Consider the following 15,916-nt stretch of genomic DNA (forward strand, 5'->3'; position numbering starts at 1 on the left):
CAATCGCGAGTCGATCCTGAAGTTCACGCAGGAATGTCTGGCGCCGACGGCGGGGATTACCTTGCTGGTGGGCGCGGGGGGCGGTTTGAACCGCATCCTGGTGGATTCGGGGGTGGCGAAGGAGATCATTGCCTTGTCGGCGGTGTTCCAGTTGTCGCCCTTGCTGCTGGGCTGGATTGTGGCGGCGCTGATGCGGATTGCGACCGGTTCTGCGACTGTCGCCATGAGTACCGCGGCTGGCATTGTGGCGCCGATCGCGCTGGCGGCCGGTTATCCGCATCCGGAACTGTTGGTGATTGCGACCGGCGCGGGTTCGCTGATCCTGTCGCACGTCAATGATGGCGGCTTCTGGCTGATCAAGGAGTACTTCAACATGACCGTGGCGCAGACCTTCAAGACCTGGACCGTGCTGGAGACGATCATTTCCGTGGTCGCCCTCGGTGGCGTGTTGATCGTCGCGGCGGTGATCTAGGAGGAGCTATGGCAGGCATGAGTTACATCGTGATGGGCGTATCGGCGAGTGGTAAATCATCGGTCGGTCTGGCACTGGCCAAGGCGATTGGCGCCAAGTTCATCGATGGCGATGATCTGCACCCACGCGCCAACATCCTCAAGATGGCCGATGGCCAGCCGCTGGATGACGATGACCGTGCGCCGTGGCTCACCCGCATCAACGACGCGGTATTTGCCATTGCACGCAAGCAGGAGACCGGTGTGGTGGTCTGCTCAGCACTCAAACGCAAATATCGCGATCAGCTGCGGGCCGGCAACGATCACCTCACCTTCGTCTATCTGGATGGGGACTATGCGGCGATTCTCGAACGCATCCGTGCCCGCCAAGGGCATTACCAGAAGGAGAACATGCTCAAGAGCCAGTTCGACGCACTCGAAGTACCGGGCGCCGATGAACCGGATGTGCTGCATGTGAGCGCTAATGACAACTTCGAACAGGTGGTCGCGAACGCAATCGCCGGCGTGCGGGGGCATGGGACGAATCGGCCTTAGCTTGATCACGCCGGAGACGCCATTTGGCCTCAAGTGAAGTCGACGCGATGAGGTAGTACATGCACAAAAGGCCCTATACGGGCCTTTTGTGTTGTTTGGTGGTTTCAGCCCTGCATGCCACGGGCCAGTCGGACAATGTCTTTCGCCTCGACCACCACGCGTCCGCCAGTCTGGCGCACCGCGTTAAGCATGGCCTGCCCGATATCGTCGGTCGTCACGATCGAATCAGGAAGCAAGCGACGGATCAGCGACAACAGGGGATTGGCGACGGTGTACAAGCGCCGGTAGGCTGGCGTTTTCGACTTGATGCCATGCAGGGGTTGAATGACGCCGGGGCGGAACAGATAAACGCCCCGGAATGGCAGCTTCTGCAGCTCGTTTTCGGTCTTGCCCTTGATGCGCGCCCACATGCTGCGCCCCTGTTCGCTGCTGTCCGTACCGCCCCCCGAGACATAAACAAAAGTCATCTCCGGATTCAAACGGGCCAATATGCCGGCAACGTTCAGCGTGAGCTCATAGGTGATCCGCCGATAGGCATCCTCACTCATCCCTGCAGATGAAACGCCCAGGCAAAAGAAGCACGCATCAAAGCCCTGCAGCTCGCCTTCACGCGCATCCAGGGTCATCAGGTCCGGCTGCACAAGTTGCTGAAGCTTGGGGTGGGTTTGTTCGAGGGGCAAGCGCCCCACGGTCATGACCTGGCTGACATCCGGGGCGGCCAGGCATACGTGCAGCACGCCCTGGCCAACCATGCCGGTAGCGCCAAAGATCAGGATTTTCATGGGTTGCCTCACTTTCATTGCGGAATTGCACTAACTTGACCGACTAGTTGCATGGCACTTGACCATCGTATCGCACGTACTTGACCAGCTACTTTAAAGCTCAATCATTTGGACCGGTCCACCTAAGTGCAAACACGGATTCTTTGAGCCGTTCCTTATAGAAAAGCATGTGCTGATGTTCATCCTGGCGCAGCCAGTCGGCAAGAAGTTCTGACCCAAACACACCGGGATTACGGGCAAGTTCCCCGCCATAAACAAATATCTGAATTTCAGACACATACCGGTGACGTCTGTAGCGATTAAATTTCAGCTGGCTCTGGCGTCCGCACCAAGCCCTCGGTGCGCCTTTGGGAACCCGCTCGGCAGCGCATCGACTTCCCACAAGATTTCAAATTCGCGGATGGAGAGAGAAAACCATGCAGCACCTAATAAGACGGCGCTTGAAAGCGCTCGCGCTACCGCATCCGCGCTCCACGTGACATGAGTCTGGCCGAGCTGTTCGGCCAGACCCTGCACGTTAGCAACACCGACTGAAACCTGCTGCCAGAGAAACCAGTGGCGGATTTTCGAGCGAATTCGAAAGCGCTTGCATGGCATGCACATAAACCGAAGTAGATTGATGGAGAGTCACTGATGCAACCCCCTTTCCGCCAAGCAGCCGGCCTTGCCGCCATGCTGCTGTGTGCCGCATATGCCTATGCGGCCTACCCGGCTTGGCAGCCGGATACCTACTACGCCGCTGGCAGCGTGGTTTTATACAACGGCCATGACTACAAGGCACTGGTCAACCAGACGGACTACAGCAGCACCGGCTGGAACCCGACCGTGACTAGCTTGTGGACCGACCTCGGCGCGGATGCCGGCACCCCGTCGCCGACCCCGACACCAGTTCCTGTTACGGCTACCCCGACGCCCAAGCCCACGGCAACACCAACACCCGTCACTGCAACGCCGACCCCAAAGCCTGTTACACCCACCCCGGTTGCAACACCGGCCCCCACGCCAGTGCCCAGCACGGTCTCTGCCTTCAATCAGATCGCTGCCTCCAGCTTTGCCGGCCAAAGTGGCATCCAGCTCGAAAACGCGAGTGAGGGCGGGCAAGACGTCGCATTCATCAACAATGGCGCTTACACCTTTTATACCAATCTGGACTTTGGCAACGGCGCTGCGTCCATGACGGCACGGGTTGCCAGCAGCGCTGCTGGCGGCAATATCGAAGTCCACGCCGACAGCATCGGCGGCCCGATTTTAGCCACCTGCAAAGTGCAGGGTACTGGCGGCTGGCAGAACTGGACCACCGTTTCGTGCCCGGTCAGCAGCGTCAGCGGCGTGCACACCGCCTACCTCAAATTCACCGGTGGCACCGGCAATCTGTTCAACCTGCTGTGGTTCCGGTTCAGCACCACCCCGGTTGTCGCCAACGACGTAGTGGGGCATGTATTTGCCGGCTATCAGGGCTGGTTCAACGCCCTTGGCGATGGCTCGCCCAATAACCGCTGGGTGCATTGGTCCACCAACAGCAACACGCCGTCGGCCAGCAGCGGCAACGTGAAATTCGAGCTTTACCCGGATATCCGCGAGTACACGCATCTTTACCAGTCCGGCCTGGCCGTGCTGGGCAACGGTTCGCCGGCAAAGCTGTTTTCCTCGTATGACCAGCCCACCGTCGACAAGCACTTTGAATGGATGCAGAACTACAACATCGATGGCGCTGCGTTGCAGCGCTTCGGGGCCGATCTCAGCGACACGCCCAACGCCTGGAAATCCAATCGCGATAGCGTCGCAGTCAAGGTCAAGGCGGCCGCCGAGGCGCACAACCGCAAGTTCTACGTGATGTATGACATCTCCGGCATGGATGCGAGCACCTGGCAGGCCGCAGTGGAGCATGACTGGACGACCAATGTGATCGGCGCGATGCATCTGACCGACTCCAGCGCCTATGCGCGGCAGGATGGCAAGATCGTGGTGTGTATCTGGGGGATCGGCTTCACCGACCGGCCCGGCACCGCTGCCGAGCACGCCAGCCTGATCAGCTGGTTCAAAAACCAAGGCGTCTATGTGATTGGCGGCGTGCCCACTTACTGGCGCACCGGCACCAATGACTCCAAGACTGGTTTTGCGGACGTCTACAAATCGCTGGACATGCTCTCGCCGTGGTTTGTCGGCCGCTTTGGCACACTTGCGGACGCGGATAGCTGGACCACCAACCAGTGGCAGCCGGATGTGACCTACACCAAGCAGAACAACATTACCTACCAGCCGGTCATCTGGCCGGGCTTTGCGTGGTCCAACATGAAATCCGGCTCACCGCGCAATCAGATTCCACGGTTGCATGGCGACTTCATGTGGCGGCAGGCGTGGGATATGAAGCGCATTGGCGTCAATACCGGTTACATCGCCATGTTCGACGAATATGACGAGGGCACGGCGATTGCCAAGGCCGCCGAGAACAGCAGCATGGTGCCCACCGACCAGTACTTCCTGACGCTGGATGCGGATGGTGTTGCCGTGTCATCGGACTTCTACCTGCGGCTGACAGGTGACATCAACCGCCTGTTCCAGGGGCAGATCCCGGTCACGGAAACGCATCCCACCTCGTTTAAGCCGTAGCTCCTACCGCTGACTGCTCCACGTGACATGCGTCTGGCCGATCTGTTCGGCCAGACCCTGCACGTTGGCGACACCAACTGAAACCTGCTGCCACAGAAACCACCGGCGGATTTTCGAACGAATTTGAAAGCGCTTGCATTGCATGCGCATAAACCGAAGTAGATTGATGGAGAGTCACTGATGCACCCCCCGTTCCGCCAAGCAGCCGGCCTTGCCGCCATGCTGCTGTGCGCCGCCTATGCCTATGCGGCCTACCCGGCCTGGCAGCCGGATACCTACTACGCTGCCGGCAGCGTGGTGTCGTACAACGGCCGTGACTACAAAGCGATCGTCAACCAGACCGACTACAGCAGCACCGGCTGGAATCCCACGGTAAGCAGCCTGTGGCAAGACCTGGGCGCAAGCAGCGGCGCTACTGCGACGCCGGCCCCGACGCCAACCCCTGCGCCAACGTCCATTTCAACCGGCGTGCAAGCCCACTATCTCGGTGCCACGTTCGGATATAACTACACCAACAATAACGACATGATCGGCCCGGATACGGGCACACAAAATACGCCGCTCTATAACCCCGACCCCAACAATCCAGACCTGACCTGGGACACCTGGGTGCGGGAGGCGGGACAGGCCGGCCTCGACTTCCTCGCGCCCAATGCGCGCGGAGCCAGCCCTGATGCCGCCTGGAGCCCTGCGACAATGGCTCCCGTCCTGACGGCACTTAACAATTCCGGGTTTGCCAGCTCGATCAAGATCGCACTCTTCGACGACAACGCATCGTCGTGGCAAGGGCAATGGAACAGAGCCGGACATACCGGGCCGTTCGATATCGGCAACGCCGCAAACTGGACGTACATCTACGACACGAACTACAAGATTTTCTTCCAGACCATTCCGGATGCGAACCGGTTCAAAATCAATGGCCGGCCAGTGATCATGATCTGGACCGGCAATTCGGCGACGGTCGGCAACGAGCAAGGCAACTATTCGCGGGCGATGACCTATGTCCGCCAGAAATGCCAGGCAGATTTCGGTTTCGATCCGTACATCATCGTCAATGAAGACGCATTGAAGAACGACTCCACGCTCGCAGCAGTCGTCGATGGCGCCCACTCATGGTCCAACGGTGGAACCTGGTCGCTCACGACCTTCAACGGCACGAAAGTGGGCGTCGCCTTTCCGGGGCTCTACGCGTCGACGTCGTCCGGCTTCAGAGACCCGAACCACGGACAAACACTGAAGACCGCGCTGGAGAACACGGTCAAGGCCGGCGCCCTGCTGACGCTGATCGAAGGCTTCACCGACTGGGAAGAAGACGCCGCCATTTTCCGTGTGCGCAATCTGGATACGAACGGCAACCCGCTCGGCTACAGCCAGACGCTATACGACTACCCGAACCAGCGGCTCGATATCGTGCGCATGTATAGCCAGAATCCGTTCCCCGCGAGCTTGAAGTTCGAAGCGGCGGGGGCCGACCAGTTCGGCGGTGCGGCGGGTGGCAATGGCAAGGTCAACTTTTATCGCAACGGCAATATCGCAATCGAGCCGTCGAGCGACACCGGCGGCGGATTCAATGTCGGCTGGATGCAGCGCGGCGAGTGGATCGAATGGGAAAGCGTGCCGTTCAACGGGACGCCGCATTTCATGGTACGAATCGCCACCCCCAACACCGGGATGACGGCCCATCTGGTCATCGACGGCGTCGCCCAAGCTCGCAAGACTTTGCCGAACACGGGCGGCTGGCAGACGTGGGCAACGTTCGACCTCGGCACGTATGGCACGTACTCCAACTCGTATCACACCGTCCGTCTCGTCTTCGACTCGGGCAACGTCAACGTCAACTGGTGGGAAGTGCAGCAATAGCAATTCGCACCAGGAAAGGCAGATAAAAAGCCCGCGTCGAATCGCGGGCTTTTTATTGCCGCAGCGTGGCAATCTGCCAGGATTCATCTGTCGCCGGGTTGATGGTAAGGAGAAAGGTCAGCGATCCGGCCCCACTTGTTGCACCAGTGCCATTGCAAAATTCCCGCCGCCGACCGACCAATCCGAATAGTCATTTTCATGCATGAAAATGAACACATCCTTCGGGGATATGCCCGCACCCGATTCAAGATTGCGTGCGATCCTGGCATAGAGTTCGCGCTTCATCGCATCGCTGCGACCACGCCGCAGCGTGATTTCGATGACCACAACGCGATCCGAACGCGCAATGCCGTTGAATGTCCGGCTACACCAGAATTGCTGCGACTCATACTCGGCCATCAGGTTGAAAAGCTCGTCCTGCGGCATGCCGATACTCTCCACCAAGGCTTGATGGATACCATCGACGATGCTTTGCCGATGCGGCTGGCTGGTGTCTTTATGGACGCTGGTACGGATGAACGGCATGTGATTTTCCCTCAAGATAATAGATACGCAACATAAAGTGTGGCTCCATTCTGACTAAGGGATATCGTCCGAAAAAACGATTTTTACGGACGATCAATGTGCAATAAACTCACATCATGAAACGCTATTTACCTTCGTTGAATGCCTTGCGTGCATTCGAGGCCGCCGCGCGGCTCGGGCGGATGACGGCTGCCGCTGACGAACTCGCTGTTACGCCGGGCGCGATCAGCCGTCAGGTCCGCCAGCTCGAATCCGCATTGGGCGCGCAGTTATTCGAAGGATCGAAAAACAAGCCACAGCTGACCGCGGCGGCGAAGACGCTCCTGCCGGCCCTCTCTCAGGCACTGGATCAAATCGAAGCGGCCGTGCGGGCAGTGAGTGATGTGGAAAATGGCACGCTGGACGTTTCGTGTTTCAGCACGTTCACGGTGAAGTGGCTGATTCCGCGCCTCTACCACTTCAATGCGCTGCACCCGGATATCGAGATACGGCTAAGCACCACCGAGCAGTCCGCAGATCTCGATCGCGAGCGCTACGACTTGATCATTGCGCTGGATGACATCAAGCACGCTGACCACGTCGCGGTGTTGCCGCTGTTCCCCGAGCGGCTGGGGCCGGTGCTCGCGCCGTCTCTCGCCACCCACATTGAATTGCGGCAACCGGGCGATGTGGCCGGCAAGCCACTGTTACACACCAAAACCCGCTTGAATGCGTGGCAGATGTGGGGCGAGTCGCTTGGCTGTGCCTTGCCACCCCAGCCCGGCCCGGCGTTCGAGCACTATTACTTCACGCTGGAAGCCGCAATCGGTGGGCTAGGCATCTGCGTTGCGCCCTGGCATCTGGTCATTGACGATATCCGCGCCGGCCGGCTCGTCGCGCCGCTCGGATTTCAGGCCAGCGGCCACCAGTACGTCGCCAAACGTCTGCAACACCGCAACAAGGCGCTGGATCAATTCTGCGCTTGGCTGCAACTGCAGGCGCAGGAGACACCGCGCCCTAGCCCGAGCGATCCGGCGCCCGCCAGCTGCTAAGAGGCCTGTTCAAAGGCTCGCAAACTGCCAACTTGAAGCGCCTCAGAGTCTAACTTCCCCCTTCTCGAAGGGGGATTGAGGGGGATTTCGACGCTGGTAGATACTAGAGATGTCGCAGAAATCCCCCTACCCCCTGCCTGAACGAATCAAAGATTCGCACGGGACAAAAAGGGGGGGTGGCAACGTAATCCGTTGTCAAAAAAGACTTTGAACAGGCTCTAAGCCGACACCGGCGAGCAGATTTCCACCAGGTAGCCATTCAAGTCGCGCACATAGCCGACTATCTGTCCCCAAGGCTTTTGCTCTGGCGCCTTCAAGGCATGCGCGCCGTGGGCAACGGCATGGGCGTAAGCCGCCATTGGGTCATCGGTCACCAGGCAGATTTCCATACTGGCGGGCGTATCGTCCGGCCGCTGCGCACGGATGCTCAAGCCGTGCATGTCGGCCATCTTCTCGTCGGCGAATGCCAGTGCAGTGGAGCCGGTTTCCATTTCCGCGTACATGTTGCTCTCATGCACGAAGCGCCGCGGCAGCGAAAATGCCTGCTCGTAAAACACCACAGTGGCGGGAACATCGGCAACGTAAAACAGCGTGTAACCAAGTTGCATGGCAATCCTCTACAGGTAGTGAAGTGATGGGGGAAAGTTAGGCGCGCCATGCTGTGGCGTCTTGAACAAATCGGCCACAAATCGGCCAGCCATCCCCGCTCACAGCGGCAGATCACCATGCGCCAGCACGTTGCGGTCTGATGGGGCAAAGCCCCCGAACCGGCGGAACTCGCGTGCCATATGCGCTTGATCGCTATAACCGCCTTCCTCGGCGGCGGCTGTCAGGCTGAGCGCTGGATCGGCACGCAGCAAACGCACCGTGCGCTGAAAACGCAGAATGGACGCCAGTGTTTTTACCGGCAGCCCCACCGCCTGCTGCATGGCCCGCCGCAAGCTGCGCTCGCTGGTGCCGGCACGGCGGGCCAGCTCCGCCACATGCAGGCGGCCACCCGAAACGTGCAGCAGATCAATCGCTTCCTGGGTCTGCGTGCTGACGACGGGCTGCGCCCTGGCAGCCAGGGCATTCGATACATCCCGCAATGCGGCATGCAATTCGATCACGTTGCACGCCAGATTGAGCGGTGCGGCATGCGCACCGAGCAGTGCGTCCACTTGCCCGCCGACGAGGGTCAGATCACAGATGGCTGCCGGTTCCACGCCGAGGCAGGCACCGCCCCAGCCAGCGCGAAACCGCACCCCGAGAAACGCCGAGCCGGTTTGCACCGGCACATCAAAGAACGTCGTCGACGGCCCGGCGATGATGAGTTGCAGATCGCTCATCGCCCCAGCCTCGTCCAAGCGGAAATGGGTCAGCAGATCAATACGGCCGTCAGGCAGGACACGATGCAGTCCGGCCTGGGGCGCGACATAAGACCAGTCTGCTTCTATCGGCTGGTCAGGCGACCAATGAGCAGGGAACTCCTGATAGCCAAAAGGCAGGTACATGGCATGATGGGATCGCTGAATCGACTCGGCCATTTTAGGTTGAAAAGCCCACTGTTCTCCCCTACTCGATTGGCCAAGCCGCCCGCCTGCGAAACAAATTGCCCCCATTGGAATGCCACGCACACTAGCGCATGGCAGCCATCAATGATGACCCACATCAGGAATCTCAATGCTCGGTTCGTTCGTCGATAGTCTGTTAACGCGTCTTGCAACCATCGGGCCAACCCTCCGGCGCAGCCATCCGCACGAAGGAAAATTGAAGACGTCTCGCGTGATGACCTCCGTCGGCCCGGTTCGCGTTTATGACTCGGGCGCAGCAAAACCCTGCGTCGTTTTCGTGCCCGACGGCCCCAACGTCATCGAACACTATGAAGTCCTGATTCAGCTGCTTGCGCAGGATTTGCGGGTGGTTTGCTTTGATATGCCCGGCTTCGGGCACTCCTTGCCACGGCCCACCTACACGCATTCTCTGGCGCAAGGCGCCACGGCCGTGCTGGATGTGATGGATCGCCTTGGCATTGCCAGCGCAGGGCTGGCGTTCAGTTGCGCGAATGGTTTCTACGCCTTGCAGGCGGCGCGTATCGCACCGGGGCGCATCTCGAATTTGATCCTGTCGCAAACGCCGTCGCTGTCGGCGATGCATGCCTGGGCGCATCTGGCCGTCCCCCGGCCAATCCACATTCCGGTGATCGGGCAGATTGCAGCATGGCTCCTTCGACAGCGCGCGGCGCAGCGCTGGTATGCGCGCGCACTCCCCCGCTCAACCGATCCGCAACCGTTCCAGCAGAAAGCGCACGATGCGTTCGCTGCCGGAGGCTGCTTCTGTCTGGCCGGCGTGGTGCAGGGCCTGATGCGCGAGAACGCGGCATCCTTGCAGAAGGTAGCAACACCCTGCACGGTCATCTGGGGCAGCAAGGACTACTCGCACCGGCATACCGCCCCCAACTCGCTGCATGAATGCATGCCGCACGCGGAGCTGATCCACTTCGACGACTGCGGGCATTTTCCTGATATCGAGCAACCTGAGCGTTACGCCTCGATCGTGATCGAGCGCGTCGCCCAACACGCTTGACCGTCACTTGCCTGCGGCGGCAATCGCTGCCGGTTGACCATTCTCAACGCGGCATAGCGTCATCCGCTCACAAATGCGGGGTATTCATCGCGGCCAATTGCCGAATCAACTCGCCGGGGTTCTGCCCGAAATGCTGGCTGAACCGTCTGGAGAAACTGGCGATTTCCGCATAGCCGACCCGTTGCGCCACATCGCCGACGCTGCGAATGCCGGACTGGAACAACTCCCGCGCGCAAGCCATGCGGATATTGAGCAGCATCTGCCGTGGCGAGCAGTGGAAATAGCGCTGACACAAGCGCTGAAAATGCGCCGGACTCACACCGAAATCCTCGGCCAATTGCTCCACCCGCCACGCCTCGCCGGGCGCATGGCGCACGTTGGCGAACAGCTGGCTTAACGCGTCCAGCGCCTCGTCTTCCTTGGGCTGCTGCCCTAGGACGCGCTGCAAGAGCCGCATCACCAGTACCAGCGCCGCGTCACAACAAGGGTCGTCTTCAGTCGTGACAAGCGCCTCGCGGCACAACACATCGGTCGCCAGATAGAGCTGTTCGTTGCCGATGCTCGGCCAGATCACCACATCGGGCCGGTTCAGCCCGGACCAGCGCGGCATGTCGTACAGCAGAAACCAGACCGTCCGCCATGCCGGGCCGGTTTTCAGCAAGCCCGTTTCCGAGCCGGCCGGTAGTACCGCCACATCGCCCGGCTGCATCGGCAACGCCTTGCCACGCTCCAGCACCGCGCCCTCCCCGTCAACGCAGAACACCACCACATGGAATGGCGCATCGCAGCGTTCCACCCGGTAGCCGGCGGTCAGGTTGGAGACGCCGGCCATCATGACGTCATAGGTATTCAGGGCCGCCAGCGAGGGGTGATAGAACACCCGCGCCCCGACCTTGCGCTGCTGGTTTTCTGGCGAAATCTCGAATTTTTCCAGGTAAATCGCTGCCATGACCTCGCCTCAGCATGATTCGGACAAACCGACAGGTGATGTTGTGACATTCAAGCGGCGCTGACAAGCCGCTAGATTGTGCGGCGCCATGCCGTGAAATATTCGAACGTCATCGTTGGCGGTCAGGCGTGGCCACAATAACAACCAGAGGAAGACGAGCATGAAAACAATCGGCTACCTGTCGGCGATCCCGCTGGCACTGCTACTGCAAGGCGCTGGGGCAAAAACCCTGAACTTCTCCGGCTTGACCTGGGACGTCCGTACCTCGAACGGCCAGACACAAGGTCCGGGGCCGAATCTATGGAACGACAACAACGCCTGGGTGGATGCCAACGGCTATCTGCACCTGAAGATCGCCAACAACAACGGCGTTTGGTCATCCGCCGAAGTCGATCTGGCTGCCAACCAGCGGCTTGGCTTTGGCACCTATCAATTCAAGATGCAGGGCCGGCCCGATCTGTTCGACCAGAACATCGTCTTCGGCTTCTTCACCTACCCGCCCAGCGATCTGGGGGCCGATGGCACCAATGAGCTCGATATCGAGTTCTCGCACTGGGGCGACCCGAACGCCTATATCGGCAACTACACCGTATGGCCGGTATCCAGCACGCAGCAGAACAGCTGGTCCGGCTTCAACATGAGCCTGCCCGGCAATGAATCCACGCATCGCTTCAGCTGGAGCAGCACCGAGGTGGATTTCCAGTCGCTGAGCGGCATGCACGATATCGGCGACAACACCGGCCTGTTCGCCAGCTGGAACTTCACGCCGAAGACCCCGCCCGCCAACCGGCAAACGGACAATCTGCGCTGGAGTTGCACCACCAACAACCCGGCCGACTGCATCGCGCAAAAGCCGCAGCTGTTCATGATCAATCTGTGGCAGGTCGACGGGAAAGCGCCCTCGGACGGCAAGGAAGTGGAAATCGTCCTGACCGAAGTCAAATACGTGCCGGCCGGCACCACACCCACCCCGACGCCGGTACCGACGGCTACACCAACACCGGCCCCTACACCCAAGCCAACGGCAACACCGGCACCGACGCCGACACCAACCGCAGCCCCCACGCCGCAACCGACTGCGACACCAGTACCAACCCCCAGCGCGTCTTGCTATGCCGCTTGGGACGCGACCAAGGATCACTACAACAGTGGCGACAAGGTCACGCTGAATGGGGTCAATTACGTCGCCAACTGGTGGACCAACGCCAATCCGGCAAGCAATAGCGGCCCGACTGGCTCCGGCAAGGACTGGACGGTGCTGGGCAATTGCAGCGACACCGTGCCGACGACCGCACCCACACCAGCCCCGACACCCAAGCCCACGGCAGCCCCGACCAGCACACCAACGACGGTCCCGACACCCGCACCAGCCACGCCGACGCCCGCACCGACTCCGGTCGCGTCCTGCCCGGCCTGGACGGAAGGCCCGACTTACCAGGTTGGCAGCTGCGTAACGTATAACGGCGTTCAATACGTGGCCCTGATCACGCATACCGCCTACGCCGGCGCGAACTGGAATCCGGCAGCCACGCCTACGCTGTGGAAAGCCAAATAAGCCATCACTGCACGCAAAAAAACCGGAGCCCCCTGCTCCGGTTTTTTATTGGCGGCAATTCGGCATGCGGCACCGATTGATCTGTCGGCTGTCCGTCCCAACCTCAATGCCCATGTCATTGCCTAAAGACTATTCCGCCGCAGTCAGCCAGATCATTGCGTCTGCGGGCCAGCGCTATGCCTTCCCAACGGCAGAGGCCGCCCCATCGCCGATCGTCATTCGGCAGCACTTCACCGTCGCGAACGAAGCCATTCCCCTGCAAGCACCGGCTTGGCGCGATTACGTCGACCGCATCCTCGATTCCAACATTTCGCGCACTCAGCTCACCTACGGCTTCAGGGGCGAAATCGATAGCTATGTCCTCAAGGACATGGTCTATCTGGAAAGCCGCACTGATCCGCTCGCCCAAGCCCGCGCGCTTGCGCGCATCTCCAGAGACAACGTCCGCGATTACATTTTTCATGTAGCAGTCGAGGGCATCATCGAGACCGAGACGGATGCAATCCGGCAGCGCAAATCAGCCCAATTCGTGCCCGGCATTCTGGCGCTGGATATGAATCAGCCGATGCGCATGGTGCGCCCGTCTTATGCCCGGGTATTGGCCTTCTTTTTGCCGCGCTCGATGGTGGAAGCGGAAATCCCCGATGCGGAATCGATTCACGGCCGCGTGGTGGCCTATACCTCTCCATTGACCCGTTTGATCCTCGATCATCTGCTTGCGCTATGCCGCCATCTGCCAACGATGAATGGCACGGATGCGGATCACGCCATTCGTACTTGCGCCCAGTTGATCATCGCGGCATTCAGCAAGCAGGCCCGCTTGAGCAACGGCGCACGGGCCGCCGCCCAGGCGGCGATGTTCGGCAAGATACAGCGTTACATTCAGGACAATCTTTATCAGAAGGATTTATCGCCGGAATACATTCTGCTGGCGTTCCCCGTATCGCGCCCTACGCTGTACCGAATGTTCGAACGCGAAGGCGGCCTTGCCGCGTATATCCGCCATTGCCGCTTGCGCGAAGCCGCCGCCGAATTGATCCGCTCGCCGTGGAGGGCAATCAGCGAGGTTGCCTACGGCTTGGGCTTCAATAGCGCATCGGACTTCACCCGCGCTTTTCGGCGGGCCTATGGCATGGCACCGCAGGATTTTCGGGGGATGGCGGGGGAGATGGGGTATTTGTGAGTTGGTTTGGATGCAGCGCCTTTGGCGCGATTAAAAGCATTTCAAGCGGGAGTTCGTCCCGCAGGCCGCCTCACTTTCTTTGTCTCGCCAAAGAAAGTAAGCCAAGAAAGGCGACCCTCAGCAGCGCCATTGGCTGAACGAAGCAAAGCTTCGCACGCCAAGGTTCCCGATCAACAAAGGTTGTCGCGGGCGGCTGAAAGGGAGGAAACCCGTCCGCGCGGCGGAACGCGCTGTAACGCCTTTACCCGCGCCAACGGCGCATATCCTAAGAGGCCTCAACCATGCAGCAATCCAACTACCTGTTCTTCACCACCACCTGCGAACAAGCCCTCGACTTCTACACCCAATGCGGCCTGGGCAAAGTGGTCGAACTCATCCGCCACGGCACCGATGGGATACCACTCAGGAACGAGGCAATGCGGGGCAAAATCATGCATGCCAAATTCGAAGGGCCGGGCGTGCTTTTCTATGCATCGGACAACGACGACGCCGAACCGATGCGCGGCTCGGCGCACATCCTGATGACGGATAGCCGCGAGCAAACCGACCAGCTATTCGAGCGCCTGAGCCAAGGCGCCAACGTGACTACGCCGCTAGGTGTGCAACCTTGGGGCGATTACTTCGGCAAGCTGACCGATCAATTCGGCGTGCAATGGATGTTCAACTGCAGCCTTTGAATCAGACCATCGCCTCGCCCATCAAGGCGCCAGCACCAGCACCTTGAACTGACTCGGTACCACGCGCATGCCCGGCGCATTGGTCGAGTTCTGGATCGAGAGACTGGTCAGCCTAGTGGCCGGGGTGCCTTTGACCAGCACGGTGAACGCCCCGGTCAGATGGCGTGACGGCCCCATGACCGTGCCGCTGGCAACGCCCAACGCCACGCCGGCATTGTCGCCGTTGGTGAGCGGCGTTACCGTGGCCATGTTGTGGGCCGGTGTGCCGCCGACCAGGATGTTGAAGGCATTGGGAATCGACATCGGGGCCAGCGCCAGATTCGGGTACGGCAGCGGCGTCATCATCGGCGGCGTGAGGCACACGTCGGGGAAGCCGATATTCAGGCCCATCATTTGCGTATTCATGAACATCGCATTGCCTCCTTAACCAATGTGAATCTGGCCGGCATCCGCCTTGACCAGCTCCTTGCCGGTCACCAAGGTGTGACGAGCATGCAAACGGGCGTAATCCTCGGCGGCGTAGTCGATTTGCCCGGCGCGCACCTGCTCCCGCTCCTTCACTTGCCGGAATGCCACACGGGCGACGTGCATCAAGCGGTCAACCACTGTTTCCATCACCTGCCCGGCGTGGCGCAGCGTACCAATGGCCCCGTGCCATTGCCGGCCGTAATAGCTGAGCACATTCGCCCGCAGAACCGCATCTTCGGCACGCAGCGCCAAAGCGCGGCTTTGCAGGGTGATGGCATCCGCCCGTAGCGTGACCTCCGTTTCACTCTCCAGCGCCACCGGGCCGCCGCAGCCGATCACCATTGCGCCCTCAACACCGATCCGTGCAGCCCGCATGGCGTCGCGCTCCAGTACTGCAATCAGATAGGCCTGCTTGCGGCTCGGGCCGGAGACCAGCACTTGATCGCCAGCTTCCGGACGCAGCAGGCAGCTGGCAGCAACGCGGCAACTGCACGGGACCCCACTGAGGTCAGTCAAAAAAGTACCGTGGCCGAGATCGGCGGTCACCGTGCCGATGGCGTGGATGGCGGTATTCGAGTGCGGCAGTTGCGCCAGTGCAAGCGACATGATTTCTCCTTGATCAAATGCGGGTTGGATTCGGCCGGGCTCTGGTGACGGGGCCTTGTTTACTTGGAGCCTATTTACGACTTGGCTAATGCCATCAATT

16 protein-coding genes and 1 pseudogene are annotated in these 15,916 nt (G+C 60.2%); 9 read left to right on the plus strand and 8 right to left on the minus strand.

The features are described from left to right. Window positions 1–472: GntT/GntP/DsdX family permease (locus BR41_RS14740; protein ID WP_035058307.1), on the plus strand; the 472-nt coding region annotated here is incomplete at its 5' end. Between the two features lie 17 nt (window positions 473–489). Continuing rightward, window positions 490–1,005, plus strand: a complete 516-nt coding sequence (locus BR41_RS14745) for a gluconokinase (RefSeq protein WP_245615917.1) — start codon at window positions 490–492, stop codon at window positions 1,003–1,005. Window positions 1,006–1,109: 104 nt separating this feature from the next. Here the strand turns inward: BR41_RS14745 and BR41_RS14750 are convergent, their stop codons facing one another. Beyond that, a complete protein-coding gene (locus tag BR41_RS14750; RefSeq protein ID WP_035058313.1) occupies window positions 1,110–1,787 on the minus strand; it encodes an NAD-dependent epimerase/dehydratase family protein in 678 nt (225 codons plus the stop codon). Between the two features lie 306 nt (window positions 1,788–2,093). Beyond that, entirely contained in the window at window positions 2,094–2,384 is a 291-nt protein-coding gene (locus tag BR41_RS14755) for a hypothetical protein (protein ID WP_035058316.1), read from the minus strand. Between the two features lie 36 nt (window positions 2,385–2,420). Here BR41_RS14755 and BR41_RS14770 point away from each other — a divergent pair, with 36 nt between their 5' ends. Together BR41_RS14770 and BR41_RS14775 are read left to right on the plus strand one after the other, a co-directional pair. After that, window positions 2,421–4,397 (plus strand): carbohydrate-binding protein, encoded by a 1,977-nt coding sequence (locus BR41_RS14770; RefSeq protein WP_084187204.1) that lies wholly within the window; start codon window positions 2,421–2,423, stop codon window positions 4,395–4,397. 180 nt (window positions 4,398–4,577) lie between these two features. Beyond that, window positions 4,578–6,257, plus strand: coding sequence for a DUF5010 domain-containing protein (locus BR41_RS14775; RefSeq protein ID WP_035058326.1), 1,680 nt, complete (start codon window positions 4,578–4,580; stop codon window positions 6,255–6,257). Window positions 6,258–6,374: 117 nt separating this feature from the next. Here the strand turns inward: BR41_RS14775 and BR41_RS14780 are convergent, their stop codons facing one another. Continuing rightward, entirely contained in the window at window positions 6,375–6,782 is a 408-nt protein-coding gene (locus BR41_RS14780) for a tautomerase family protein (protein WP_035058327.1), read from the minus strand. Between the two features lie 116 nt (window positions 6,783–6,898). Between BR41_RS14780 and BR41_RS14785 the strand changes: the two genes are divergently transcribed. Beyond that, entirely contained in the window at window positions 6,899–7,813 is a 915-nt protein-coding gene (locus tag BR41_RS14785) for a LysR substrate-binding domain-containing protein (RefSeq protein WP_035058329.1), read from the plus strand. Between the two features lie 218 nt (window positions 7,814–8,031). On the opposite strand, the gene BR41_RS14790 is transcribed toward BR41_RS14785, so the two are convergent. Both BR41_RS14790 and BR41_RS14795 read right to left on the minus strand, forming a co-directional pair. Beyond that, entirely contained in the window at window positions 8,032–8,421 is a 390-nt protein-coding gene (locus tag BR41_RS14790) for a VOC family protein (protein WP_035058334.1), read from the minus strand. A gap of 99 nt (window positions 8,422–8,520) precedes the next feature. Then, window positions 8,521–9,306, minus strand: a complete 786-nt coding sequence (locus tag BR41_RS14795; RefSeq protein ID WP_156970714.1) for an AraC family transcriptional regulator — start codon at window positions 9,304–9,306, stop codon at window positions 8,521–8,523. A 169-nt stretch (window positions 9,307–9,475) separates the two neighbouring features. Between BR41_RS14795 and BR41_RS14800 the strand changes: the two genes are divergently transcribed. Then, window positions 9,476–10,378, plus strand: a complete 903-nt coding sequence (locus tag BR41_RS14800) for an alpha/beta fold hydrolase (RefSeq protein ID WP_084187208.1) — start codon at window positions 9,476–9,478, stop codon at window positions 10,376–10,378. 67 nt (window positions 10,379–10,445) lie between these two features. On the opposite strand, the gene BR41_RS14805 is transcribed toward BR41_RS14800, so the two are convergent. Continuing rightward, a complete protein-coding gene (locus BR41_RS14805) occupies window positions 10,446–11,327 on the minus strand; it encodes an AraC family transcriptional regulator (protein WP_035058343.1) in 882 nt (293 codons plus the stop codon). Between the two features lie 1,399 nt (window positions 11,328–12,726). Here BR41_RS14805 and BR41_RS25570 point away from each other — a divergent pair. The 3 genes and pseudogenes from BR41_RS25570 to BR41_RS14820 form a co-directional block, all read left to right on the plus strand. Beyond that, window positions 12,727–12,873, plus strand: a pseudogene (locus BR41_RS25570) (carbohydrate-binding protein); the annotation flags it as partial. Window positions 12,874–12,994: 121 nt separating this feature from the next. Continuing rightward, the gene (locus tag BR41_RS14815) at window positions 12,995–14,065 is read left to right on the plus strand and encodes a helix-turn-helix domain-containing protein (RefSeq protein ID WP_084187210.1); all 1,071 of its coding nucleotides are present in this window, start codon (window positions 12,995–12,997) and stop codon (window positions 14,063–14,065) included. 281 nt (window positions 14,066–14,346) lie between these two features. Further along, on the plus strand, window positions 14,347–14,742 hold the full coding sequence (locus BR41_RS14820) for a VOC family protein (protein WP_035058346.1): 396 nt from the start codon (window positions 14,347–14,349) through the stop codon (window positions 14,740–14,742). Between the two features lie 21 nt (window positions 14,743–14,763). On the opposite strand, the gene BR41_RS14825 is transcribed toward BR41_RS14820, so the two are convergent. Then, entirely contained in the window at window positions 14,764–15,153 is a 390-nt protein-coding gene (locus BR41_RS14825; protein WP_035058349.1) for a DUF4150 domain-containing protein, read from the minus strand. 12 nt (window positions 15,154–15,165) lie between these two features. Beyond that, entirely contained in the window at window positions 15,166–15,816 is a 651-nt protein-coding gene (locus BR41_RS14830) for a DUF3540 domain-containing protein (protein ID WP_035058351.1), read from the minus strand. Between the last annotated feature and the right edge of the window lie 100 nt (window positions 15,817–15,916).

The sequence above is a fragment of the Andreprevotia chitinilytica DSM 18519 genome (assembly GCF_000711875.1).
In the GTDB taxonomy this organism is placed as follows: Bacteria; Pseudomonadota; Gammaproteobacteria; order Burkholderiales; family Chitinibacteraceae; genus Andreprevotia; species Andreprevotia chitinilytica.